25 protein-coding genes and 1 other RNA gene are annotated in these 23,783 nt (G+C 26.4%); 25 read left to right on the top strand and 1 reads right to left on the bottom strand.

The window, feature by feature from the left end; translation table 11 throughout:
- Positions 1 to 33: 33 nt before the first annotated feature.
- From BN3265_RS05060 to BN3265_RS05050, 3 genes are read left to right on the top strand one after another with little or no spacing between them, the layout of a single operon-like run.
- Entirely contained in the window at positions 34 to 537 is a 504-nt protein-coding gene (locus BN3265_RS05060; RefSeq protein ID WP_058990471.1) for an FHA domain-containing protein, read from the top strand.
- A complete protein-coding gene (locus BN3265_RS05055) occupies positions 524 to 1,801 on the top strand; it encodes an FtsW/RodA/SpoVE family cell cycle protein (RefSeq protein WP_425338900.1) in 1,278 nt (425 codons plus the stop codon). The genes BN3265_RS05060 and BN3265_RS05055 overlap by 14 nt, the downstream gene beginning before the upstream one ends.
- Positions 1,782 to 3,287 carry a peptidoglycan D,D-transpeptidase FtsI family protein gene (locus BN3265_RS05050; RefSeq protein WP_058990469.1) on the top strand — a complete coding sequence of 502 codons (1,506 nt, stop codon included), beginning with the start codon at positions 1,782 to 1,784 and terminating at the stop codon, positions 3,285 to 3,287. Before BN3265_RS05055 ends, BN3265_RS05050 begins: the two co-directional genes overlap by 20 nt.
- A 45-nt stretch (positions 3,288 to 3,332) precedes the next feature.
- Here BN3265_RS05050 and BN3265_RS05045 read toward each other — a convergent pair whose 3' ends face one another.
- Positions 3,333 to 4,118 carry an NAD(+)/NADH kinase gene (locus BN3265_RS05045; protein WP_058990468.1) on the bottom strand — a complete coding sequence of 262 codons (786 nt, stop codon included), beginning with the start codon at positions 4,116 to 4,118 and terminating at the stop codon, positions 3,333 to 3,335.
- 61 nt (positions 4,119 to 4,179) lie between these two features.
- Between BN3265_RS05045 and BN3265_RS05040 the strand changes: the two genes are divergently transcribed.
- The 22 genes from BN3265_RS05040 (at position 4,180) to BN3265_RS04940 (ending at position 23,768) form a co-directional block, all read left to right on the top strand.
- Positions 4,180 to 5,037 carry an RluA family pseudouridine synthase gene (locus BN3265_RS05040; RefSeq protein WP_058990467.1) on the top strand — a complete coding sequence of 286 codons (858 nt, stop codon included), beginning with the start codon at positions 4,180 to 4,182 and terminating at the stop codon, positions 5,035 to 5,037.
- A 36-nt stretch (positions 5,038 to 5,073) separates the two neighbouring features.
- A non-coding RNA gene (gene ssrS / locus BN3265_RS09310) (6S RNA) lies at positions 5,074 to 5,242 on the top strand.
- 73 nt (positions 5,243 to 5,315) lie between these two features.
- Positions 5,316 to 5,891, top strand: a complete 576-nt coding sequence (locus tag BN3265_RS05035) for a YtxH domain-containing protein (RefSeq protein ID WP_058990466.1) — start codon at positions 5,316 to 5,318, stop codon at positions 5,889 to 5,891.
- 10 nt (positions 5,892 to 5,901) lie between these two features.
- The gene (locus BN3265_RS05030) at positions 5,902 to 6,345 is read left to right on the top strand and encodes a hypothetical protein (protein WP_058990465.1); all 444 of its coding nucleotides are present in this window, start codon (positions 5,902 to 5,904) and stop codon (positions 6,343 to 6,345) included.
- A gap of 45 nt (positions 6,346 to 6,390) precedes the next feature.
- On the top strand, positions 6,391 to 7,398 hold the full coding sequence (locus BN3265_RS05025) for a LacI family DNA-binding transcriptional regulator (protein ID WP_058990464.1): 1,008 nt from the start codon (positions 6,391 to 6,393) through the stop codon (positions 7,396 to 7,398).
- A gap of 56 nt (positions 7,399 to 7,454) precedes the next feature.
- Positions 7,455 to 7,715, top strand: coding sequence for an HPr family phosphocarrier protein (locus BN3265_RS05020; protein WP_058990463.1), 261 nt, complete (start codon positions 7,455 to 7,457; stop codon positions 7,713 to 7,715).
- A gap of 58 nt (positions 7,716 to 7,773) precedes the next feature.
- Positions 7,774 to 9,483 (top strand): phosphoenolpyruvate--protein phosphotransferase, encoded by a 1,710-nt coding sequence (ptsP, locus tag BN3265_RS05015; protein ID WP_058990462.1) that lies wholly within the window; start codon positions 7,774 to 7,776, stop codon positions 9,481 to 9,483.
- Positions 9,484 to 9,494: 11 nt separating this feature from the next.
- Positions 9,495 to 10,400, top strand: coding sequence for a kanamycin kinase (locus tag BN3265_RS05010; RefSeq protein ID WP_245191094.1), 906 nt, complete (start codon positions 9,495 to 9,497; stop codon positions 10,398 to 10,400).
- Positions 10,401 to 10,575: 175 nt separating this feature from the next.
- Positions 10,576 to 11,427: a YitT family protein gene (locus BN3265_RS05005; RefSeq protein WP_058990460.1), complete on the top strand. Its 852-nt coding sequence runs from the start codon at positions 10,576 to 10,578 to the stop codon at positions 11,425 to 11,427.
- Positions 11,428 to 11,439: 12 nt separating this feature from the next.
- Positions 11,440 to 12,249, top strand: a complete 810-nt coding sequence (locus BN3265_RS05000; protein WP_425338899.1) for a S1 RNA-binding domain-containing protein — start codon at positions 11,440 to 11,442, stop codon at positions 12,247 to 12,249.
- A 1-nt stretch (position 12,250) separates the two neighbouring features.
- Positions 12,251 to 12,997 (top strand): peptidylprolyl isomerase, encoded by a 747-nt coding sequence (locus BN3265_RS04995; protein WP_058990459.1) that lies wholly within the window; start codon positions 12,251 to 12,253, stop codon positions 12,995 to 12,997.
- Positions 12,998 to 13,006: 9 nt separating this feature from the next.
- The gene (locus BN3265_RS04990) at positions 13,007 to 14,410 is read left to right on the top strand and encodes a zinc-binding metallopeptidase family protein (RefSeq protein ID WP_058990458.1); all 1,404 of its coding nucleotides are present in this window, start codon (positions 13,007 to 13,009) and stop codon (positions 14,408 to 14,410) included.
- Complete coding sequence (locus BN3265_RS04985) at positions 14,410 to 14,766, top strand: DUF1292 domain-containing protein (RefSeq protein WP_058990457.1); 357 nt, start codon at positions 14,410 to 14,412, stop codon at positions 14,764 to 14,766. Before BN3265_RS04990 ends, BN3265_RS04985 begins: the two co-directional genes overlap by 1 nt.
- Positions 14,759 to 15,715 carry a tRNA modification radical SAM protein MnmL/YtqA gene (gene mnmL, locus BN3265_RS04980; protein WP_058990456.1) on the top strand — a complete coding sequence of 319 codons (957 nt, stop codon included), beginning with the start codon at positions 14,759 to 14,761 and terminating at the stop codon, positions 15,713 to 15,715. The genes BN3265_RS04985 and mnmL overlap by 8 nt, the downstream gene beginning before the upstream one ends.
- Complete coding sequence (locus BN3265_RS04975; RefSeq protein ID WP_058990455.1) at positions 15,712 to 16,140, top strand: ATP-binding protein; 429 nt, start codon at positions 15,712 to 15,714, stop codon at positions 16,138 to 16,140. The genes mnmL and BN3265_RS04975 overlap by 4 nt, the downstream gene beginning before the upstream one ends.
- Before the next feature lie 36 nt (positions 16,141 to 16,176).
- Entirely contained in the window at positions 16,177 to 16,716 is a 540-nt protein-coding gene (locus tag BN3265_RS04970) for a DUF6648 family protein (protein ID WP_058990454.1), read from the top strand.
- 1 nt (position 16,717) lies between these two features.
- Complete coding sequence (locus BN3265_RS04965; protein WP_058990453.1) at positions 16,718 to 17,674, top strand: RluA family pseudouridine synthase; 957 nt, start codon at positions 16,718 to 16,720, stop codon at positions 17,672 to 17,674.
- Positions 17,658 to 19,286, top strand: coding sequence for a nucleoside kinase (locus BN3265_RS04960; protein WP_058990452.1), 1,629 nt, complete (start codon positions 17,658 to 17,660; stop codon positions 19,284 to 19,286). The genes BN3265_RS04965 and BN3265_RS04960 overlap by 17 nt, the downstream gene beginning before the upstream one ends.
- A complete protein-coding gene (locus BN3265_RS04955; protein ID WP_058990451.1) occupies positions 19,279 to 20,178 on the top strand; it encodes an ROK family protein in 900 nt (299 codons plus the stop codon). Before BN3265_RS04960 ends, BN3265_RS04955 begins: the two co-directional genes overlap by 8 nt.
- Positions 20,171 to 20,866, top strand: coding sequence for a response regulator transcription factor (locus BN3265_RS04950; RefSeq protein ID WP_058990450.1), 696 nt, complete (start codon positions 20,171 to 20,173; stop codon positions 20,864 to 20,866). The genes BN3265_RS04955 and BN3265_RS04950 overlap by 8 nt, the downstream gene beginning before the upstream one ends.
- 68 nt (positions 20,867 to 20,934) lie before the next feature.
- Entirely contained in the window at positions 20,935 to 22,296 is a 1,362-nt protein-coding gene (locus tag BN3265_RS04945; protein WP_245191092.1) for a HAMP domain-containing sensor histidine kinase, read from the top strand.
- Positions 22,293 to 23,768, top strand: a complete 1,476-nt coding sequence (locus tag BN3265_RS04940) for a hypothetical protein (RefSeq protein ID WP_058990448.1) — start codon at positions 22,293 to 22,295, stop codon at positions 23,766 to 23,768. The genes BN3265_RS04945 and BN3265_RS04940 overlap by 4 nt, the downstream gene beginning before the upstream one ends.
- Positions 23,769 to 23,783 lie beyond the last annotated feature (15 nt).

Genomic DNA, 23,783 nt, shown 5'->3' with positions numbered 1-23,783 from the left:
ATAAAATAAATAAATAAGAAGTAAGGAGGCATTATGGATCAATTTTTCAACTTTATAGATAAAGTATTTTCAATTCAAGTATTTGGAAATATGACTCTATATCAATTATTGTCTACAATTTTAAAATATGTATTTGTTGTTATAGTTTTATACTTTATCTATTCAATTATTAGAATAATTTATTATGATGTTAGATATGCAATAAAAAAAGAGCAAATATCTGATACATATTTACAATTCATAAACCAAAACCAAGAAAATAAATTTAAAATACAAGAATATTACTATATTGGGGAAAATAATACAATAGGAAGAAACGATAAGAATACTATTTGTATAAAAGACAAATTTTTATCAAGTTTTCATGCAAGAATTATTTTAGACCAAGGAATATATTTCTTAGAAGACTTAAATTCTTCAAATGGAACTTTTTTAAACGATGAAAGAATAAACGAAGCTATTGAATTAAAAAATAAAGATATAATAAAATTTGGAGAATTAAAATTTTTATTTATAAACGGTGATGAAGATGATTAAAAAAGAAAATATAAATATCATCAACCAAAAAAAATATAAAAATAACGCCTTGTTTCTTTTATTTGTGTTTGAATTTTTGACTTTAAGCTTGTCTATGATTTTCAATGCAGATAAATTACAAAGTGGGGATTTTTATGCTTATTTAACAATTCTTGTAACTACAATGCTATCTACTATTTTAGCTAATAAACTAACAAGAAGTGATAGCATTTTATTATTGATTGTAAATATGTTATTTTCAATAGGAGTTGCTATGATTTATAGGCTTGATCCATCTTTGGGCAAAAAACAACTTTTATTTTATTTAGTGGGTATAATAGTATATTTTTTAACTTATTTTATCTTACAAAAATATAAAAATTGGGATGAGCATATTATTTTTTATTTTGTAATCTCTATAGTACTATTTGTAGCAACTTTGGTATTTGGGTTTGCATCTGGCGGAGCAAAAAACTGGATAGTTATAGGTCCTTTTACCTTACAACCTTCAGAATTTATAAAAGTTCCTTTTATATTTTTTGTATCAAGTTTTTACGCCCATTACAATAAATTTAGAAAAAAAGTTTTTGGTAAATATTATTTAAGTCTAGGAATATATGCTTTTATTATGATGTTTTTTATTCAAAAAGAATTGGGAACAGCTTTGATATTTTTTGGGACAATGATACTTACACAATTTGTATATGAAAGAGATAGGAAATTAATTCTTTTAAATTTGATTTTTATAGTTTTAGGATCTATTCTTGCATATTTCTTATTTTCACACATTAGAGTAAGGGTAGAAACTTGGCTTGATCCCTGGTCTGTTATTGATGATAGGGGTTACCAAATAACTCAATCATTATTTGCTCTAGCTAGCGGTGGATTATTTGGAACAGGAATAGGACTTGGAAGACCTGACTATATACCTGTTGCAGAGAGTGATTTTATTTTTCCTGCAATTTGTGAAGAATATGGAATTTTTATGGGAATTGCTGTAGTTTTACTATTTTTAATTTTAGTATATAGGGCTATAAAAATTGCACTTCAACAAGAAGAGAAATTTTTTTCAATTCTTGCTTTTGGAATTGGAGGATTATTTGCTCTTCAAACCCTAATTATTTTGGGGGGAGTTTTAAAACTTATACCTTTGACTGGAGTTACTCTCCCATTTATTTCAGCAGGAGGATCCTCAATGGTTTCAGGATTTATATTACTTGCATGTCTACAATATTGCGGGCAAAAAATAGAAAATGGTGAAGAAGATGAAAAAAAAGAAAGATAAAGAAAAGCCATTTATCCAAAAAATCTTAGATATGGAAAAAAAACAAAGACTAAAAGAAGAAGATGAGAAGCATATATTAAAAAAATCTACAATGAATAAAAGATTGATTTATGTTTTGATGCTTTTTATTGCAATGTTTTTGTTTATAGTTTTATACTTGGTATATTTTCAATTGTTTAGAGCTCAAACTTTAGCTGATAATAATCATAACAAAAGAAATTGGGTCAATGAAAATGAAATAAAAAGAGGAAATATCTATGATAGAAATGGTAAAGTCTTGGTTTACAATGAAAAGGATGAAAATGGAAATAAAATAAGAGTTTATAATAAGGGGATTATAAATTCAGCCTTTACTGGTTATAATTCAGTTCAATACGGGAAAAGTGGATTGGAGAAAACCTATAATAATGAATTATTAAATGTATCGGATCAACCAACTTCAAAAATTAGGGATATGGTAGAAAAAACTGGAGTTGGGAATAATTTGAACTTAACAATTGATCAAACCATACAAGAAATTGCCTACAATAGTTTAGGAGATCATATTGGTTCAATTGTTGTAATGGATCCAAGAAATGGTGAAGTCTTAGCAATGGTTTCAAAACCATCATATGATCCAAATACTCTAGATCAAGATTGGAATACATTAATTCAAAACAATGATGCCCCTTTATTAAATAGGTCAAGCCAAGGAGGTTACAGACCAGGTTCAACTATGAAAATAGTAAGCTCAGATGTGATTTTAAGAAGCGGAATAAATACAAATTACTACGATAGTGGAACTGTAAAAATCCAAAATTATGATATAAAAAATTATGGAGATTATTCATATGGTAATGTGAATTTAAGAACAGCTTTAATTAATTCACTTAACACATATTTTGCAGCCAAAGTTGATGAAATCGGAAAAAAACCTTATAAAGAAGTTGCTGAAAAATATATGTTCAATAAAAACTATAAATTTGATATTGAAAAAATAAATGCAAAAATTCCATTTGATGATTTGAATCAAGTTGATATGGCAATGACAGGATTTGGTTATGGAAAAACAAGAGTTACTCCACTCCATATGGCAATGATTGCTTCAACCATTGCAAATGATGGAAAAATGATGCAACCAAGACTTGTAAGAAATGTAGTAAATAAAGATGGAAAAGTTGTAAAAGAAAGTAAAAGCGAAGTTCTATCCGATGTAACAAGTTCAGATATTGCAAATACTATAAGAGATTATATGGTTGATGTTGTAAATTATGGAACAGCAAACAAAGCATATCTGCAATCTGTCCAAATAGCAGGAAAATCTGGAACAGTAGACAAAAAAGGTGGAGGAGTTGATGTTTGGTTTGTAGGATTTGCTCCAGCCTATGATCCAAAACTTGCCTTTGCGATTGTAGTCGAGGACTCTGATGAAATAGCTGGTGGAGTTGCGGTACCAATCGGAGGAGAAATGATAAACAGCATCATAAACAATGTCAATTTAAACTAAAATTAAAATGGTTATTAGGTTTAAGACTAATAACCGTTTTTTAATTTATAAAAGTTTATTTTTAATATTTGACCAATAATGATTTTTATTTAATATTACTTTTTTTAGTTCTTTGTTTGAAATTTTTGTTGTGATTTTAAAATTATTAGACCTATATTCATTTCCATCAAATAAAAATACTGTGTGGTAATTATCTCTTTTACTTACATTTATTTCTATTTCTGCATTTTTAGGAAGGATTATTGGTGCTTTTAATGACCTGTTTAAGCTTGAAAAAACTGGAGCTATAGGAGTAAGTTGAAATCCTTCTAATGATTGGTGTAAAATTGCACCGTTTGATGATAAATTGTAGGCAGTAGATCCGTGAGGTGTTGAAATTATAAGACCATCTCCTGAAAAATTCTCAATAAAATTTCCATCTATAAAAAGCCTTAGCCTTACTATTTGATTTCTATTACTTTTTACTACAACTTCATTTACTGCATTAATTTGATTTTTGCCAATATTAGATTCAAGCATTGGAAGTTTTTCTATATAATATTTTTTTTCTGAAAATTTCCTTACAAAATCTTCTATATTATCAGGATTAACTTCTTGATAAAAACCTAAGTGTCCAGTATTTATTCCAATAAAAGGAATTGATGAAAATTTTGATAATTTCACAGCATTTAAAAAGGTTCCATCCCCACCAATAACAAGGTTTAAGCAAGCGTTTGGATTGAAGTTTAAAGAAACATCATAGCCAAAATCTTTAAGTATTGATTTGGTTTTATTATAAATATTTTTACTATACCTGGATTTGTTTTTAAAAATATTAATTGTTTTGTTCATTGTTACTTACCTTTCTTAAGATATAATTAATTATAACATAAAAACATAATTTGAGGGAAAGATGAGAAATATAGAATTTAAAGCAGATAGAAAAGTAAAACTGAAAGATTTTCTTTTAAGTAAGGGGATTTCTAATAGGGCATATAGAAAAATTATAAAGGATTATATTTTAGTAAATGAAAAAAAGGTTAGAAATAATGTTGATTTAAATTTTGATGATCTTGTAAGAATAATTATTGAAGATGAAAATTTAAATTATGAGCCAATTGACAAAAATATAAAAATTTTATATGAAGATGAAGATATATTGGCTGTAGAAAAACCTTCAAATTTAACTGTAAATTCAAAAGGACAAGAAAATTTATCTAATTATCTAGCAAATTATTTTAAAAATAATAATATAAAATCTCAAGTAAGACTTATAAATAGGCTTGATATGAACACATCAGGAATAATGTTAATAGCAAAAAATCCTTATGCTCAAGCTTATTATCAAAAATTAATAGAAAACAATGAGTTTAATAAGGAATACCTAGCGCTTGTTCAAGGAAATCTAAAAATAGATGAATATATCTATTTGAAAATAAAATATGATGAAAAAAATAAAATTATGAAAGTTTCACAAGAAGGTAATAATATAAAAACCTATTTTAAAACCTTAAAATCTTATGATGATTTTTCTTTAATTTATTGTAAAATTTTTACAGGAAAAACTCATCAAATAAGAATATCTTTAGCAAATTTAAATTATCCTATTTTAGGTGATAAACTTTATGGATCAAATTATGATATGAATAGATTTTTGCTTCATGCCTTTAAAGTTAAATTTAAAAGATTTAGAGATGGTGAAAAAATAACGATATTATCAAGACCTGATTTTGATAAATACCTAAATTCTAACAATCTAAGATACGATTAGATATTTGCAATTATGCTTTTCATGTTATATAATAAAATTATTCCAAGGAGCAAGGTCCAAATTTAAACCTACAACATTTATAAGGGATTGCGGAGTTTTGACTTTGATGGCAAGCCTCCTTTGAGTGGAAGTCAGAAATTTCAAACAGCAAACCCACCTTCACTTACGCGAAGGTATTAAATATAAGGGCCACCTTGGATTTTTTATTTTATGTTAATTTATCCGGCAGATGGGTATAAAGTATTAGAACCAATATTAAATAATAAGGAGAGTTAAATATGAGTATAGCAGATTATATTGAAAGTAAAGCACAAAGAAAACAAAGAGAAATTAAATATGAAATTTGGAAAGTGAAAAATCATGATAGCAGAATGAGAGCTCAAGGAGCTTTTGTTGGAGCTGTTGCAGGAGTAGCTGCTGGATTGTTACTTGCTCCAAAATCTGGCAAAAATTTAAGAAAAGATATTAAAGATTCAGTTGAAAATTCAGTAAACCAAGTGAAAAATACAACAAATGATTTTGTTGAAAATGCTAAAGATTCTTATGTAGATTTTAAAGATAGAGCTTACACTGAACTTCAACCAATAGAAGAAGGTTTTGAAGAAGGAAAAGAAGTTGTTAGAAAAACTGTTGATAAAACTAAAGAAAATTTAAAAGACAACGCAAAAGATGTAAAAAAAGAGGCTGATAAATTAAAAGATGATGCTAAGGACGTTAAAGATGCTGCAAAAGATGGAGCAAAAGAAGCAGCTAAAGACGTTAAAGAAGGAAAAGATGAAGTTAAAGATGTAGCTAATGATACTAAAAAGAAAGCTGGAGAAGTAAAAAGAGCTGAAGATAAAAAAAATAAGTAAGGGGTAGATAATGGTTACATTAAATTTAAGATTAATAGGTGATATTATCTTAGTTGTAGTAGGCATAATCGCTATTATATTTCTTGCTCTATTTTTGAAAAAAGCTTCTAGCTTAGTTCAATCAATTCAAAAAATAGTAGATAAAAATCAAGATAATTTAGATGATGTAATAACTAAATTACCAAGTTTAGTCGATCAAGCAAATATTTTAGTAGAAAATGTAAACGGGTTGGTTTCTGATCCAAATTTAAAGATGGCTATATCCAATGCAAATCTAGCCATTTCCAATGTAAGCGATATAACTGTAGATATAAAAGATACAGTAAATTATGTTGGAGAAGGCGTAGTCGATACAACTGATACATTTGGAGAAGGAATTGCTTCAATAAATGATTACGCATCATTAATTATGGATGTTTTTGACATAGTTAAAAATGTAATATCAGGAAGATAGGCCATCGAAAGATGGCCTTTATTATTGTTAAAGAAAGGAGATTATATGGCACAACCTACAATAAAAGATGTAGCAAAACTTGCGGGTGTTTCAATTTCGACTGTATCAAGAGTAATGAATGATTCAAAACCTGTTAGTCCAGAAGCTAGAAAAAAAGTATTAGATGCAATAAATAAACTAGATTTTAAACCAAACGAATTAGCAAGAAGTTTGGTTATGAGAAAATCAAACCTTATTGGAGTAATAGTTGAGGATATAGGAATAGAATATATGGCTCAACTTATAAGGGGCGTTGAAGAAATAGGCCACTTATACAAATATGATATAATTCTTTCAAGTACTTATGGAGATGATAATGCTCTAGAAAATGCCATTGACTTTTTGTCAACCAAACAAGTTGAAGGAATTGTAGTAATAAGTGAAGATATATCCGCAGAAATTTTAGTTAAATTAAGAGATAATAAAATACCATTTCTATTATTAGATAAGTTACATGATTTCAAAAAAATAAATACTGTTAAAATTGATTATGAAAAAGAAGAGTATGAATTAACTAAATACTTATATGAACAAGGTAACGAAAATATAGCCTATGTAACACTAAAAGATCATAACTATTTAACAGATATAAAGATTGCAGGATATGAGAAATTTATTAATGAAAATAATTTAAAATCTATTATTATAGAAGCTGATGGAAAAAATAGTGATGATGGGTATAATATTGGAGAAGAGGTTATATCTAAAGCTAAAAGTGAAAATGTAAGTGCTATAAGCTTTTACAATGATCAAACAGCCGTTGGCTTTATATCATATTGTTTAGATAATAATATAAAAATTCCTGACGATTATTCAGTAGTAGGATTTGGTAATTTTGAAATATCAAGAGTATACAGACCAAAACTAACTACTGTTTCTATACCAAATTACGATATAGGGGCGATAGGAATAAGAGCTTTGATCAAAAGAATAAGAGGCGAAGAAGATATACTTGAAAATGATTGGGTATTGGATGCACAATTAATTGAAAGAGATAGCACAAAAAAGCATTAGTTGAATGTAACTTATTTAAATGTTAAAATAATAATATAATAATTTAGGAGGCAATTATGGCAGAAAGAAAAATTGTTGTAACTAACGAAACAGGTCTTCACGCAAGACCAGCAGCATCCTTGGTTCAATTTGTAAAAAATTACCCAGGTGATGTAAAATTAGTTAAAGATGGAAAAGAAGCTAACGCAAAGAGCATATTTAATGTTATGAGTCTTGGAATTTCAAAAGGTACAGAAATTGGTATTATAGTTGAAGGTGAAGACGAAGAAGCATTTGCTGATAAATTAACTGATTTTATAGATAACTTAGCAGAATAATTAATTATGGGGTACTTTTTGTACCCCTATATTTTTATAATTGAAAGGAAATTTTAATATGACAGATAAATTAAAAGGTATTATAGCTTCAAGCGGGGTAGCTATAGGAAAACTTTTTCTATTTGATAAAGAAGAATTAGTTATTGATAAAATTAAAATCAGTGATGAAGAAGTAGATATACACACAAAAAAAGTAGAAGATGCTATAAAATCTTATTTTACTGACCTTGATAACAAAGAAAAAAACGAAAAAAATGAAGAAGTTTTAAATATAGTTAGGGCTCACAAAGAACTTTTACAAGATCCATATTTTTCAGATACAATCAAAGAAAAAATACAAAATGAAAATAAAAATGCAGAGCTTGCTACAAGCGAAACTGTAGAACAAATGGTTATGGTTATGTCAGCTCTTGAAGATGAATACCTAAAAGAAAGAGCAGATGATTATAAAGATATAGGATTTCAAGTTCTTTGTAAAATTAAAAATGTAGTTCCAAAGGATTTGTCAAAATTAGATGAAGAATGTATTGTTATTTCTAAAGAACTAACTCCATCTGATACATCTAATATGGATAAAGAAAAAGTTTTAGGATTTGCTACTGATTTAGGCGGAAAAACTTCTCACGTTTCAATAATTGCACAAAATATAGATATTCCAGCTCTTGTAGGTATGCAAGATGTTTCTACAAAAATTAATGGTGATGAACTTGCAATAATTGATGGAAATCAAGGTCTACTAATTGTTAATCCAAGTGAAGAAGAAATCAAATCATATAAAGAACTTATTGAAAAAGAGAAAGAAGAAAGACAAAGACTAGAAAAGGTTAAAAACCTAGAAGCTAAAACTTTGGATGGAAAAGTTTGTGAGGTTTCTGCAAATATTGGAAATATTGAAGATTTAAAAGTTGCAATAGAGCATGGATGTGACGGAGTAGGCTTATTTAGAACAGAATTTCTTTATATGGAAAATGATCATTTCCCAACAGAAGAAGAACAATACGAAGTTTACAAAGAAGCTACACAAATGCTTGGAGAAAAACCTTTGGTAGTAAGAACTTTAGATATAGGTGGAGACAAGGGACTTGATTATTATGATTTTCCTAAAGAAGAGAATCCATTTTTAGGCTATAGAGCTATAAGATTTTGCTTAGACCACCAAGATATATTTAAAGATCAATTAAGAGCGCTTTTAAGAGCATCTGCATATGGAAATTTAAAAATAATGCTTCCTTTTGTAATCTCAACCGATGAAATTAAACAAACTAGAGCAATTCTAGAAGAATTGAAAAAAGATCTTGATAAAGAAGGAATTGCTTACAATAAAGATATAGATCTTGGAATTATGGTTGAAACCTCAGCTTCAATTATTATGGCAGATAAATTAATAAAATATTCTGATTTCTTTTCAATAGGAACAAACGATCTTACCCAATACACTTTAGCTTGTGATAGGGGAAATGAAAATATTTCAGATATTTATGATAACTTTAACCCAGCTGTAATTAGATCTATAAAACATGTTATAGATGAAAGCCATAAGGCAGGGAAATGGACTGGTATGTGCGGTCAATTTGCTTCAGATACTAAAGCTACAAAATTATTATTAGGTCTTGGTTTAGATGAATTTTCAGGATCAGCTTCTAAGTTACCTAAAGTTAAAGATATAATTAGAAATTCTAACTTTAAAGATGAAGAAAAATTTGCTTCAACTATTTTAGATTTAGAAGATGTAAGAGAGGTAAAGGAGTCTGTAGAAAAGCACAATTAATGGATATAAATATGAATGACAAATCTCTTGATATTATTAAAAGAAGCAAATTTTTTGCAAATAAAATTAATCAGATATCCTTAATAGATGAAATAGCATCTAATAAATTAAGAATTATTATAAAAGACAAGTCCTATGTTTTGGGTTTATATGCAATTAATGAGTTTGATAAATTAAAAAAAGAAGAAATTATTAATAATTATCTTAAAAACATAGAATTGTTAGATACCTTGGATTTATATGAGATTGGTATTATGCCTGATATCAATAAATCATATAAGGTATTTGAATATAGAAACGAAATTTCTTTGGGAGAATATCTTGATAAAGTAAGCAAAGAAAAAAGATATGAAATTGGTTTTAAATTTGGAAAAATTTTGAAAAATATCCATGCTAAAAAAATTGAAGAAGATAAGGGATTTGATTGGTATAAAGATATAGATACAAAAGTCAATTTCTTACTTTATAGGCATGGTTTAAATAAAATTAATGATAGTGATTATATTTTAATTGATTATTTATCTTCAAATAAATATATATGTAAAAATACAGCATCAAATTCTCTGTATCAAAATATAAATGAAAAAAATATTAGGATATTTGATGAAAATGAAATTGATATTAGAGGTCTTAAGGAAATAAAAATAGGTGATGGTGTAAGTGATTTTGTAAATATTAACAAAATTGCCATAAAATATCCTGAATTCTCAAAAGGAGTTTTGGATTCATACCATGATAGTGATATAATTTCTAGAAAATTTTATAGACTTTTAAGTTTTTACCAAGCTTATTATATATTAGAATCTTTGGTAAATATAAGAGATAAGGAAAAATCATATTTAACAGAGGAAGAAATAGATGAAATTTTAAAAATGTATGATAATTTTTCTGAAATTATTCCTTCTTGGGCAAAATAAAATTTAATAAAGGTTGTTGCAATTAAGGCTTATGATTTTACATGATTTTATAAGCCTAGACTTCTTTTGCAATAACCTTTTTTTATTTCTAAAAACTCGTCTTGTATTGCTTTATTGTAGAAAATAAAAAAATATGATAAAATTTAAATAAATATTTACAAAAGGGAAAGACGTTATGGTTAAAAATTTCAAAAAAACTTTTAATATAGTTTTAAATTCTATATTATTAGCGTTCGGCTTATATTTTTTCTTAGTACAACATAAAATTGCACCTGGTGGAGTCACTGGCATTTCACTAATTATGGCAAATTTATTTACTATTTTAACAGTCGGACAGTGGTCTTTGCTATTAAATATTATCTTATTTATTCTAGCATTTTTTTTAATGGGAAAGGATTTTGGTAAAAAAACTGTATTGTCAGCAACTATAATATCCTTAACCATAATGTTTTTTGAAAAATATTTTCCAGATACAATTTTATCAAATGATATGATTATTAATATAATATTTGGGGCAGGTATTGAATCTTATGCTTTAAGTTGCATATTTTTTAATGATTCTTCATCTGGTGGTACTGATATTATTGCTGCTATTTTTAATAAATATTTTAAAATAAGTCTAGCAAAATCTTTGTTTGCCATAGATTTTCTAGTTGTTATGCTTTCTATAAAAGAATTTGGCATAGAAGTTGCCTTGTATGCAGTTTTGTGTGTTGTTATCCAATCGTTTGGTTTCAATTATTTCATTCAAGGCTTAGGTAGAAAAATTGCTATTACTGTTATAAGTGATTATAGTAATGAAATCAACCAAATGATTTTGGGTAAATATAAAAGGGGAGTTACCTTATATAAGGCTGAGGGTGGATATTCTCACAAGAAAAGAGATATAATACTCACGGTAGTTCCTTTTAGAAAGTACATCAGTATTAAAGATGATATATTAAAAATTGATAAAAACGCATTTGTTTTCACTCATTCAATTTCTGAAGTTTTGGGTGAAGGATTTACCTATGAGGTTTTTGAATAAAGAGGAGTGATTTTGATAAAAAAATTAAAAATAAAAAGAATTAGTAAGAATAAAGCATACATTCAAACCAAGTTTGGGGATGCTGTAATAGATAAAAATGATATTGGAAATTATAGACAAGGTGAAAATATAGAAGCTTATATCTATTATGATAAAAATAATACCTTAAGAGCAAGTAGAAATTTAGAATTAGAAAATGGAAAGATATATTCTCTTAAGTGTATAGATGTTAAAAGGAATGGCGCATATTTTATTTTCCAAGATAGAATAAAATTACTAATGCCAGCTAGTGAAAAATCTTATAGAATAATAAAGGATATGACATATCCAGTTGGAGTACTTTTTGACAATCAAAATATGCCAATTCTTACAAGTAAAATTAGAAATTTATTATCTACAAATCATAATTTAAAAGAAAATGATATTGTAGAAGGAAGAATTTATTCTATAAACAAGCATATAGGTGCTTTTATAGCTATAAATAATCAATATGATTCACTAATTAGAATAAATGAGTTAAAAGGAGTTCATATTGAAGGTGAACTTTTAAAGCTAAGAGTAAAAAAAGTAAGGGAAGATGGAAAGATTGAATTATCTAATAGAAGAAGGTCTTATCTTGAAATAGATGATGACTGCCAAAAAATATTAGATTATTTAGAAGAAAATGGCGGAAAATTGAATTTAGGAGATAAGTCTTCACCAGATAAAATTTTTAAAGTTTTTGGTTTTTCAAAATCTGCCTACAAAAGAGCAATAGGAAGACTATACAAAGATAAATATATAAGTATATATCCTAAAAAAATAGAATTATTGGAGAGGTAAAATGACAGAAAAAAATAAAGATATATTAGCTAAAGTAAATGGAAAAGAAATTAAACAAAGTGATGTAATTACTTTTATTTCACAAATGCAAGGTGGTCAACAATTTATGAACCCACAAGGAATTCATCAAATAGCAGATGAATTAATTAACCAAGAATTAATGTATATAGATGCAAAAGAAAATAATCTTGACCAAGATAAAGAATTTAAAGACCAACTTGAAATCACAAAAGAAAATATGTTAAAAAATTATGCTATGCACTTGTTATTTGATAGCATAAAAGTTAGTGATGAGGAAATAAAAGAATATTATGAAAATAATAAAGAAGTTGTAAAGAAACCAAAATCATATAAAGCAAGCCATATTTTAGTAGAAGATGAAAAAAGTGCGAATGATATTTTAGAGGAAATTGAAAATGGCCTAAGTTTTTCAGATGCAGCAGATAAATATTCTACAGATAAGGCTAGCAAAGGTGGAGATTTAGGAGAATTTCCAAAAGGAGCTATGGTAAAAGAATTTGAAGATGCACTTGATGAACTTAAAGAAGGTGAAATCTCAAAACCTGTAAAGACTCAATTTGGTTATCACATAATAAAACTTGATCATACCCATGATGAATATCTACCAGAATTAGATGAAATTAAAGATAGAATCCATGACACTCTTCTAATGATAAAAAGACAAGAAAAATATTTAGAAAAAACAAATCAAATAAGAGAGAAAGTAGAAGTCAAAAAATATTATTAAGGAATTTATATGGAAAGCTCAAATTATTCCAATAAGTTAAAAACAATAGCAAAAGATTTAGGTGAATATATCAAAGTAATTGATGATAAAAAATCGCTTATTAAATTTGTCTTGTCAAAAGCCAAAGAAAAGAGATTAACTATACTTTTAATAAATGATTGCTATTATATTAAAAATGAAAATCCAAAAGCTGTTTTACACTTAAATATTAGTTATAAAATTAACTCCTCTTCTTTCATAAATGTTAAGGAAGAGGAAGATTTTTCGTTTGAAACAAACTTAAACACAACTGAAATTAGTGGAATTTTAAATATATGTATGCTTTTAGAAGAAGGTTTAGGCAATTTTGATATATTATTAACAAATAATTACATAAGTGATTATAATAGAGATTTTTCAATTTTAAGATCTGTAATAAGGTCTAAAAATATTATTAATTTAAATTTAAATGAAACTGATTGTATTGCGGAAAGTTTTGCATCACATACTATAAGCACAGCAGAAATACCTATAAATAGAGTAGAAATAAACGAAGAAAATTTTTTACAAGAAAATTCTGTTTATAGGATAAGTTTAGATAATATTGTCGGAAATAATTATTCTAATGATTTTAATAATAATTTTAAAAATCCTGTCAAAATGTTAATTACATTCATTAGAAAAATTAAGTCAAAAGTAGACCTTGATATTGTGAATATCGAAGGTGGAGGCAAAAATGATAGGATGCCTTCATATTGTTTTGTTGACTTAGTATGCAAAAATGAATTTGAGAATGACCTATTAGATGTTTTTAATTTATTTGTAAGCGAGTATCTTTCTACAAATTTTAAATTTGAACCAAATTTAAAATTTGATATAAAAAAAATAGATTATTTGAAATTTTATCCTATGACCCAAGAATCTTATGAACATATATCGTCATTTGTAGAATTATCTTTAAATGGGACTTATTCAGTTGATAGCAACACAAAAACAACCATAGCCTCTTCTATTTTGACAAGAGTAAGGACTTCAAGTTATAAATTAAATTCAGTCATGATTTTTAGGTCCCTATCTGAAGATAGCCTAGAACAAATGCTTGATAAAACAAAACTTGCATCAGATATAAATGGTGGGGAATTTAGAAATAGATTATCCATACCTTCCTGGCAAAATAAAAATAATTCTTTAGCAATAGTTTTTAAAGATTCTTATGATCAACTCTTTAAAACCAATTTAAAGATAATAAAAACACAATATTCTTTAGACTGTAATGTAATTTTTTATAAATTTGATGTTAATATGATATCAATTGGGGTAAAATATAAACAAGTAGATGTAAAAACATTTGCTAGTGATTTTAAAGATATTTTAAAAACATTTTCTTTATTAAAGGATGTTTTGTTTAAACTAGATAAAAATATGGAGAAGTGATGTCAAAAAAATTAGAAATTCACAATCATGAAATTGAATTTGAAAAAAATGAAGGAAAAGCAATTATAGAATTGCAACTTGATGAAAATCCCAGACAATGTTATTTAATAGATATTTTTGCAGTAGATAATAATGATTATATAGCATTGGTTGATAGTGAAAATAGCGAATTGATAATTTTATTATACGAGCTTGTTGATGATCAAACTGGAGAAATAAAATTAAATTCATTAGAAGATGAAGAAAAACTTGATGAAATTTACCATTTATTTTCACATTATTGGGATTATGATACAATTGATGAAATTGTAAGTGAATATGAAAGTGATTTAGAAGATAGTGATTTAGATGAATAGGGACTTACCTTATTTTCCTATATCAAAATATTATAAATCCAAATATGGAGAAAAGGTATATAAACTGCCTATAAAATTATCTTTAACTTGTCCAAATAGGGACGGAGAAAAAAGTACAGAAGGTTGTATTTTTTGCTCTGAAAGTGGAGGAAGCTTTGAAAATTTACCTTCATTTATGACTGTAGATAAACAGTTAGAAATTAATAAAGAATACATAGGTAGTAGATATAAAGCAAAAAAGTTCATAGCTTACTTTCAAAACTTTTCAAATACCTATATGGAGTTTGATAAATTTAAAAATGTAATAAATGCTTGCAATAAAGATTATATAGTAGCTATATCAATATCTACAAGAAGTGATTGTATCACTTATAAAAAATTAGATTTTTTAAAAGAATTCTCAAATAAAACTGGGATAGATATAGTTATAGAGTTAGGTTTACAAACAGCAAATTATAAATCTTTAAAAATTTTAAATAGATGTGAGGATTTAGCTGATTTTATTAAAGCTTGTAATATGATTAATGAGTACGGATTTAGAATATGTACTCATGTAATTTTATCCCTGCCATGGGATGATGAAGAAGATATTATAGAAACTGCTAGAATTATTAATGTACTTGGAATTAAAGAGGTAAAAATTCATTCTTTATTTGTTATAAAAAATACAAAACTTGATAAAATGTATGAAAATAATGAATTTGTTATGCCAACAAAAAATGATTATCAAAAAAATGTAATCTTATTTCTAAGAAATATTAATAAGGATATAGCTATTCAAAGACTTGTAGGTAGAGCTCCAAAAGAGGATTCTGTTTTTTGTAACTGGAACTCATCTTGGTGGATGATTAGGGATGAAATTGTAAAATATATGAACGAAAATAATATTTTTCAAGGCGATTTGACTTGCCAAAAAGAATATAAAAAATTAAAGGGAGAGATGAAATGATTTATTTAGTATTAGGACCTTCAGGAAGTGGAAAAACAAAATGGCTAATTGACCAAGCTAATGATGAAAAAGGAAAAGGTAATACAAACATTGTATTTGTTGACAGTGACAATGATCAAATTTATTCACTAGATCATTCTGTAAGATTAATTGATGCCTCAAACTTTTTCATTGATTCAGTAGAATCTTTTAGAGGCTTTATAGCTGGAATATTAGCAAGAGATTATGATATTGGAAAAATATATATTGATGGTATCTATGATATAGTTGATATAAATAGTGAAAATATTGAGAAACTTTCAGATGACTTAACTAAACTTTCAAAAGAATGCAATGTGGACATCTACCTTGGCCTAGATTGTAAGTCAAGTGATATACCTGAATCTCTTGATGCAGAAATTCACGAAACAAAATTATTAGATTAAATTTAAGCCGTCTCCTTGAGACGGTTTTTTGATATTATGTTAGATGAAGAAAAAAAATTAGAAACTTTCAATAAATGGAGAAAGGAAAGCATTGATTTATTAACTGAGAAAAAAATCGGGAAGAATGAATTTTTAGAAATTAACTATAACTATTTGGTCAAATTAGATTTAAAACCATTTTCAAATATATCGACTGTGCTGCAAGCTGTTTATAACTATCAGTACTACAATATTATGGCAAAAAGATCTAACCAAATGGCCTTAAATTTGATTTCTAAAAAGAAAAAAAAATATCAACAAGAAATAAATAATAGGGAAAATTATTATTATTTAAAAGATATAGCAACAGAAAAATTATTAGACTTAATAGAATATAAGGATATAGAAGCCTATTATATAAAATTAAAATCTAAAAGACTAACAGGTGAGATTTTTGAAATATATCTTAAAGATTTTGATAAGTTGATATTACATTCAAAAAATAAAAATCTTTTAAAGAAACTTCAAGATAATAAATGTTTTTTAGAAGAAGCTAAAATTTCTATGATTGATTCTTATGTGAATAAATCTTATTAGTATGATAGAAGTTAAAATAAACGAAAATGATTCAAATCAAAGATTTGATAGATTTTTAAGAAAATATTTAAAAAATGCTCCCCTATCAATTATTCAAAAAAATATAAGAAAGAAAAACTTTAAAATAAATGATAAAAGAGCAAAAAAAGATGATTTTGTAAAATGTGGCGATATCATTAGAATGTATATTAAAGATGAAGACTACCAAAAATGGGTTAGAAAAGATGATTTTAAGGCAAGTGATTTTGATCTTGATATAATTTATGAAGATGATAATATTCTTATAATTGATAAAAAGTCAGGAGTCCTATCTCATGCTGCAAATTCAAGCGATTATGGTAAAAATTTGGTTGACCAAATGACTTCATATTTATATAAAACAAATAAAGTAAACAGTAGAGATTTAACATTTAGACCAAGTATTGTAAATAGGCTTGACAGAAACACAGCAGGTCTTATTATTGGAGCCAAAAATTCAAAGGCCTTAAGAAGTTTAAATGATGCAATTCATCATGGAAAAATAAATAAATTTTATTTAACCATAGTTGAAGGCAAGATAAGCAAAGATTTTAATATTGATACAAATATAAGTAAATATGAAAATAAAAATATGGTAAAAGAAAACAAAGATGGGAAGAGAATAATAACAAAATTTCATCCACTTGAAAGTAAAAATAATTTTACTCTTCTAGAGTGTGAACTTATTACAGGGAAAACTCACCAAATTAGATATTCTTTAAACAAAAACTCTACACCAATTATTGGTGATAGAAAATATAATAACTCAAATATCAATTATAAAAAGATAAATCTTAAAAATCAAGCCCTACTTGCTTACAAATTGGAATTTGGGAGAATTGAAAATTTAGAATATTTAGAAAACAAAATCTTTATCTCAAGGCAAGTTGAAAAAATTAATAAGCTAAAAGAGGAAGTTTTTAATGGAAGTTTTAATTAACGATAAAATTATAGAAACAAACAAAAAAATATTATATGAAATTATTCAAGAAATATATCCATCAAACTACAAAAACTATATTCTTGCAAATGTAAATGAAGAGATAAGAGACTTAAATTGTGAAGTTTTTCCTAATGATAAGATTGATTTAATAGATAAATTTAGTCATATAGCAAATCTTACTTATGAATCAAGTATAGCTCTAGTTTGTATATTGGCAATTAAAAAAATTTATAAGAATATTGAAGTAAAAGTTGAATATTCTGTAAATAATTGCCTATATTTATCTATAGATAACTTTAAAATTTTACATAAAGACTTGTCAAAAATTAAATATGAAATGGATAATATAATAAAAAAAGATATTTCTTTTTTTAGAAGATCTTATTCCAAAGATAAGGCTTTAAAAATTTTCAAAGACAATAATCAATTAGATAAAGTTGATTTATTAAAAAGTATAGATTGCCAAAATATTGGTATATATGAAATTAATGGTAGTTTTTTTACTTTCACTAATTTTTTGTGTCCAAAATCTTCATGGATTGAAGATTTTAATTTGGTTTATTATTATCCTGGCCTTTTAATTAATTACAAAAAAAATAATAATTCTGAATTATTAGATTTTAAAGAGCAAATAAACATACCAAAAATTTATGAAAGATCAAAAAGATGGACAAATTTATTGGGCATAAATTATGCAAGTGATTTAAATAATTTGGTAAAAAATAATAAAATCGAAAGTTTGATTAATGTAAATGAAACATATTATAATAATCAATTAAGTAAGTGTGCTAAGGATATCATAGATAATAATATGAATATAGTAATGCTTGCTGGTCCTTCATCTTCTGGTAAAACTACTACTGCAAAAAAACTTGCTATTCAACTTGCAGTTTTAGGAAAAGATGCTTTTGTTATTTCTACTGATGACTATTTTGTAGATAGGAATAAAACACCTCTTGATGAAAATGGAAATAAAGATTTTGAGAGTATAGATGCGATAGATTTAGATTCTTTAAATGAAGATTTATTAGATTTTTTAGAGGGAAAAGAAGTTGTTTTACCATCTTTTAATTTTATAAAAGGAATCAGAACCCTATCAAATAAAAAGATAAAAATGAAGGAAAATACTGTCTTGATTATTGAGGGGATTCATGCCCTAAATCCAAAACTTACAGATTATATTCCAGAAAAAAATAAATATAAGATTTATGTTTCAGTTTTGACTGGTATAAATATTGATTCTACAAATAGAATTTCATCAACTGAGACGAGACTTATTAGAAGAATAGTTAGAGATAACAAGTATAGAGGATACAACACTTTTGAAACATTAAAATCTTGGGACAAGGTTAAATATGGTGAGGAAAAGTATATATTCCCATTTCAAAATAGAGCAGATTTTTACGTTGATTCGTCTTTGATTTATGAATATAATGCTTTAAAAAAATATGCAATAGAATGTTTAAATCAAGTACCGAAAACTTCAAAATATTATTATATGGTTAATAGATTGCAAAATATTTTATCATGTTTTATTCAAATGGAAGATACAAAAATGATAGATGATCATTCAATACTTAGAGAATTTATAGGAGAAGATAATGACTAAAACAATAGGATTAGATATAGGTGGAACAAAAATACAAGGTGCAGTAATTGATGAAAATGGTGAGATTTTAAAAACTTATAGGCTAGAAACTTGCGCTAGAGAAGGAAAAGATAAGGTATTAGAAAATATTTCTAAGATCATAGATTTTTTAAAAACTGATGAAATTGAAGCTATTGGTGTTGGTACTCCAGGCTTTATCGATTCAGAAAATGGAATAGTAACTTTTGCTGGAAATATTGATGGTTGGACTGGACTTAATTTAAAAAAAGAAATTGAAAAAATATCTAATCTCCCAGTTTTTATTGAAAATGATGCAAATATTGCTTTAGTTTGTGAAAAGTGGCTTGGAGCAGGTAAAGGTTTCAAAGATATTGTAATGATTACAATTGGAACTGGACTTGGAGGAGCTGTATATAATGAAAAAATGGGATTGTTGTCAGGAAGCCATTTTCAAGGAGCCGAATTGGGTCATCTTATTCTACATCCGAATGGTGAATATTGTACTTGTGGACAAAGTGGTTGTGCTGAAAGTTATTGTTCTGGAACAGCTCTTGTAAGACACTACGAAGAATTGACAAGAAATAGATTAAGTGGTGCAGAAATATTTAAAATATCTGAAAAAGATGAGAATGCTAAAAAGGTAATTGATAGATTTACAAGTGATTTAGCATGGTTTTTAACAAGTTTAAGAAATGTTTTTGACCCTGAGCTTATAATAATTGGCGGAGGAGTTATAAATTCTAAAGATTATTGGTGGGATGAAGTTTTGAAAAATTTCAAAAATTATTGTCACTTATCTGAAGAAATTGAAATAAAACCTGCTAAGTTTTTAAATGATGCTGGAGTAATTGGTGCGGGAAGAATTGCAATGGAAAGGCTTGGAAATGAGTGATAAAATCTTAATTTGTGATGACGAAGAACACATTAGACAATTTATGAAAATAAATCTAGAATATGCTGGATTTGATATAGTTGAAGCTGGTACTGGTGAAGAAGCATTAAAATTAGCTGATGAAGAAGAACCTTCAGTTTTTATTTTAGACATAATGCTTCCAGGAATAAGTGGATATGAAGTATGCGATAGCATTAGAAAAAAATATCCTAAGGTTGGAATAATTATGGTTTCAGCTAAAAGTCAAGATATTGATAAAATATTAGGACTTGAAAGAGGTTGTGATGATTACATCATAAAACCATTTAATCCTCAAGAATTAATTTTAAGAGTTAAGTCTCTCATGAGAAGAGTTAAATTTAGTGATGAGGAAAAGGAAGAGAAAAATGAAAATGTTCTTGAAGATGGAGTGTTTAAATTAGACCTTTATTCTAGAAATTTCTACAAAAATAATATAGAGATTGATGTTACTCCAACAGAATTTATTATTTTAAAAAATTTCATTTTAAATAAGGGTAAGGCCATGAGCAGAATGGAAATAATGAAAGATACATGGGGAGATAATTATAGCACAGATACAAAAATTGTTGATGTAAATATAAGAAGAATAAGAGCAAAAATAGAAGAAAATCCAGCTAAACCTGAGTATATTGAAACAGTTTGGGGAACAGGTTACAGATGGAGATAAAAAAGAAAAAAAAATCATTATTTAAAATTAATTTTAATAGTATAACCTTTAGTATTATGAAGATAATAATGATTTTTGTAACAGTGGTGATTATAGGATTTGAATTTTTTTCATATAGGTCAATTACAAATTATTATGAATCTGCTCTAGTAGGAGCTATGCTAAATCAAGCTAAATATAACCAAGTTTTATACTCAAATTATTTGTCAAGGTATGACTTATCAGAAATTGTGATTGGTGATAAAAATTCTTTTTATAGAAACAATGTTAGCCAAGTTCAAATTTTAGATAATTCGTCTAATGTTTTATTTGATTCACTTGGTTCTACAAAAATAGGTAGTAAGATTAAAACATCCGATGTTTCAAATGCAAACAAAGGAGAGTATTCCTATCAAAAACTTTTTAATGATAAAACTGGAGAAGAAGTAATAGCCTTGTCATATCCCTTAAGTGATAATCAAAAACAAATAGGAACTATTAGGTTAATATCCTCGACAAAAAAGGTGAAAGAAAATGTAAATAATCAAATGCTTATATTTTTGTTTTTTGGATTAGTAATTTTTATTATAACTTTAATAGTTTCCTATTATGCGTCCAAAAGATGGATTGTTCCTATTAAAAATTTAACTAAGGTTGGTGAGAAACTAGCTCAAGGAGATTTTAAGGCTAAAGCTAATGAAAACGGTAAAAATGAAATTTCTGAACTTGGACAAACTCTCAATTACATGAGTGAGAGTATTGTAAAAAGAGAGGATATGAAAAATGAATTTATTTCTTCAGTTTCACATGAATTAAGAACACCGCTTACATCTATAAAGGGATGGGCAATAACTTTACAATCAAAAGACATTCAAAAAAATGAAGATATGCTAAATCAAGGTTTAACTATAATTGAAAATGAAGGTGAAAGATTATCCTTGATGGTAGAAGATTTATTAAATTTTTCAAGATTATCCTCTTCATCTTTCAAATATGAAAAAGAAGATTTGAATATTGTTGAGATAGTAAAAGAAGTTTATCACCAACTTTATCCAAGAAGCTTAAATGAAAAAATAAATTTTGAGTTTAAAACAGCCTATGAAGAAATTTTAGTTCGTTGCGATAAAAACAAAATGAAAGAAGTTTTTATAAACATTATAGATAATGCTATGAAATTTACATCAAAAGAAGGAAATATTGATGTTATAATAAGCAGGGACGAAGATTTTGTAAATATTGAAGTAAAAGATGATGGAGAAGGAATAAAAGAAGATGAAATTTCTTTTGTATCAAGTAAGTTTTTTAAAGGTTCTTCTTCAAAAAGTCAAACAGGCTTAGGCCTTTCAATTTGTGAAGAAATAGTAAAGGCTCATGATGGTAAATTGATTATTAAGAGTAAATATACTGTTGGGACATCTGTTTCTGTAGTTTTGCCGAGGGTTAAGATATGAAAAAATTTAAAAAAATAATTTTACTTCTATTTATTTTTATCTTGACATCTTGTAGTTTTGGCAGACCTGAAGATGTTACAGAATTGATTGAGCCACCTATAGTTGAAGATCCAATTTTAAAAGGAACTTGGAAGGTTAGTGAAATAAAAGAATCAACAGAAAATGATAATTCTATTAGCGTATCAGTTGGAGATGAATTATATATTGACAAAAATTTGGTAGCTTTGAATGATGATTATGCATATCCTCCAAAATTTTCATCAAAATTTGTAAATTTAAAATCATATCTAGAAAGTAGGTCAGTTGATTTTGATTTTTCGAAAAATTCCTATGTAAAAATTTTATCTGCAAGTCAAGGGCAATTGTATTCAAGAGATTTTATTATTTTAGAAAAGAATAAAATAGCCTACCTTCAAAATGATTGTGCAGTAATTTTGAAAAAGATAGATAAGTCTGTAAAAAGAAGTGTAATAAAAAAGTATGCAAAAAAAGCTTCAAAAGAAAGGACTACTTCAAAAACTGGAGAAAAAATTGAAGAAGATATAAGTGTATTAATTGGTGTAAGGGAAAGGATTGACACTAATAATTCTCATCCAAATTATTATTACTACACATATTGTATTAGAATTGAACCAAATAAAATGGCAAGGATTGAAAAAGCTGAACATATATTCTTCCCCTTAAAAGAGGAGTTTTGGAGACTTAAGTGTGAGACTAATAACAAAAGTAAAAATTACAATACTATAATGGCATATCCGGTAAAAATTGAAAATCAAATTAACGATAGTAAACACAAAGGAAAGTATAAATTTTTAAATGATGAAATTGATTTAAAAATTAATTATGTTGATGAGGATTATGTTTCCTTTGATTACACACTAGTTAGCGATAAACTTCCTATAAATAAGTACGCTGTCTTAAAAACTGATGAAATTGCTAAAGATTCTTTTTTAACTATTAATGAATTTACAGGAGATAGTACAAGTAAACAAACATTTAAAAATATCATTTATGATCAAATTAGTAAAAATATAGGCTCTGTAGATGAAAACAAAATTTCTTACGATTTTACAAATTTTGGTTTTATAAGAAATTTAGGTCTATGGCAATTACAATCATCTTATCAAATGGAAAAAGATGACAATTTGGAACAAAAATCTTTTCCAATAGACATGGCTTTGAAAGATGATTTTATAAATCAAGATAACAAAGACCTTACAATCGATAAGGTGAAAAATATAAATAATCAAGCAAAAGATTATTTTGAACTTGCAAACGGACAATATGTTGCTATTCAAAGTCCTGATGAAATTTTATTTTATTCAATAAAAAACGGACTAATTGATCCAAATCCAAAATTTTCTATCCAATTGTCAAATTCAACTGATATAGTTATGTTTGAACAAGGCCTAGGTTCTTACGCAGAAAAATGGGAAAAATCTTTTAATGATAACAATATAATTATTCACTAAAATAAAAATTGACTA

Origin of the sequence: Anaerococcus rubeinfantis, assembly GCF_001487145.1 — a bacterium.
Classification (GTDB): domain Bacteria; phylum Bacillota; class Clostridia; order Tissierellales; family Peptoniphilaceae; genus Anaerococcus; species Anaerococcus rubeinfantis.
The sequence above is the reverse complement of the archived record's forward strand: the minus strand, read 5'-3'. Positions and strand labels throughout refer to the sequence as shown.

Coding starts and splice junctions, on each gene's coding strand:
- BN3265_RS04985 (WP_058990457.1), top strand. CDS start 14,410: ATGTCAAAAAAATTAGAAATTCACAATCATGAAATTGAATTTGAAAAA.
- BN3265_RS05005 (WP_058990460.1), top strand. CDS start 10,576: ATGGTTAAAAATTTCAAAAAAACTTTTAATATAGTTTTAAATTCTATA.
- mnmL (WP_058990456.1), top strand. CDS start 14,759: ATGAATAGGGACTTACCTTATTTTCCTATATCAAAATATTATAAATCC.
- BN3265_RS04950 (WP_058990450.1), top strand. CDS start 20,171: ATGAGTGATAAAATCTTAATTTGTGATGACGAAGAACACATTAGACAA.
- BN3265_RS05025 (WP_058990464.1), top strand. CDS start 6,391: ATGGCACAACCTACAATAAAAGATGTAGCAAAACTTGCGGGTGTTTCA.
- BN3265_RS04945 (WP_245191092.1), top strand. CDS start 20,935: ATGATTTTTGTAACAGTGGTGATTATAGGATTTGAATTTTTTTCATAT.
- BN3265_RS04970 (WP_058990454.1), top strand. CDS start 16,177: ATGTTAGATGAAGAAAAAAAATTAGAAACTTTCAATAAATGGAGAAAG.
- BN3265_RS05045 (WP_058990468.1), bottom strand. CDS start 4,118: ATGAACAAAACAATTAATATTTTTAAAAACAAATCCAGGTATAGTAAA.
- BN3265_RS05030 (WP_058990465.1), top strand. CDS start 5,902: ATGGTTACATTAAATTTAAGATTAATAGGTGATATTATCTTAGTTGTA.
- BN3265_RS05020 (WP_058990463.1), top strand. CDS start 7,455: ATGGCAGAAAGAAAAATTGTTGTAACTAACGAAACAGGTCTTCACGCA.
- BN3265_RS04975 (WP_058990455.1), top strand. CDS start 15,712: ATGATTTATTTAGTATTAGGACCTTCAGGAAGTGGAAAAACAAAATGG.
- BN3265_RS04940 (WP_058990448.1), top strand. CDS start 22,293: ATGAAAAAATTTAAAAAAATAATTTTACTTCTATTTATTTTTATCTTG.
- BN3265_RS04960 (WP_058990452.1), top strand. CDS start 17,658: ATGGAAGTTTTAATTAACGATAAAATTATAGAAACAAACAAAAAAATA.
- BN3265_RS05010 (WP_245191094.1), top strand. CDS start 9,495: ATGAATGACAAATCTCTTGATATTATTAAAAGAAGCAAATTTTTTGCA.
- BN3265_RS04955 (WP_058990451.1), top strand. CDS start 19,279: ATGACTAAAACAATAGGATTAGATATAGGTGGAACAAAAATACAAGGT.
- BN3265_RS05040 (WP_058990467.1), top strand. CDS start 4,180: ATGAGAAATATAGAATTTAAAGCAGATAGAAAAGTAAAACTGAAAGAT.
- BN3265_RS05055 (WP_425338900.1), top strand. CDS start 524: ATGAAGATGATTAAAAAAGAAAATATAAATATCATCAACCAAAAAAAA.
- BN3265_RS04965 (WP_058990453.1), top strand. CDS start 16,718: ATGATAGAAGTTAAAATAAACGAAAATGATTCAAATCAAAGATTTGAT.
- BN3265_RS04995 (WP_058990459.1), top strand. CDS start 12,251: ATGACAGAAAAAAATAAAGATATATTAGCTAAAGTAAATGGAAAAGAA.
- ptsP (WP_058990462.1), top strand. CDS start 7,774: ATGACAGATAAATTAAAAGGTATTATAGCTTCAAGCGGGGTAGCTATA.
- BN3265_RS05035 (WP_058990466.1), top strand. CDS start 5,316: ATGAGTATAGCAGATTATATTGAAAGTAAAGCACAAAGAAAACAAAGA.
- BN3265_RS05060 (WP_058990471.1), top strand. CDS start 34: ATGGATCAATTTTTCAACTTTATAGATAAAGTATTTTCAATTCAAGTA.
- BN3265_RS05050 (WP_058990469.1), top strand. CDS start 1,782: ATGAAAAAAAAGAAAGATAAAGAAAAGCCATTTATCCAAAAAATCTTA.
- BN3265_RS04990 (WP_058990458.1), top strand. CDS start 13,007: ATGGAAAGCTCAAATTATTCCAATAAGTTAAAAACAATAGCAAAAGAT.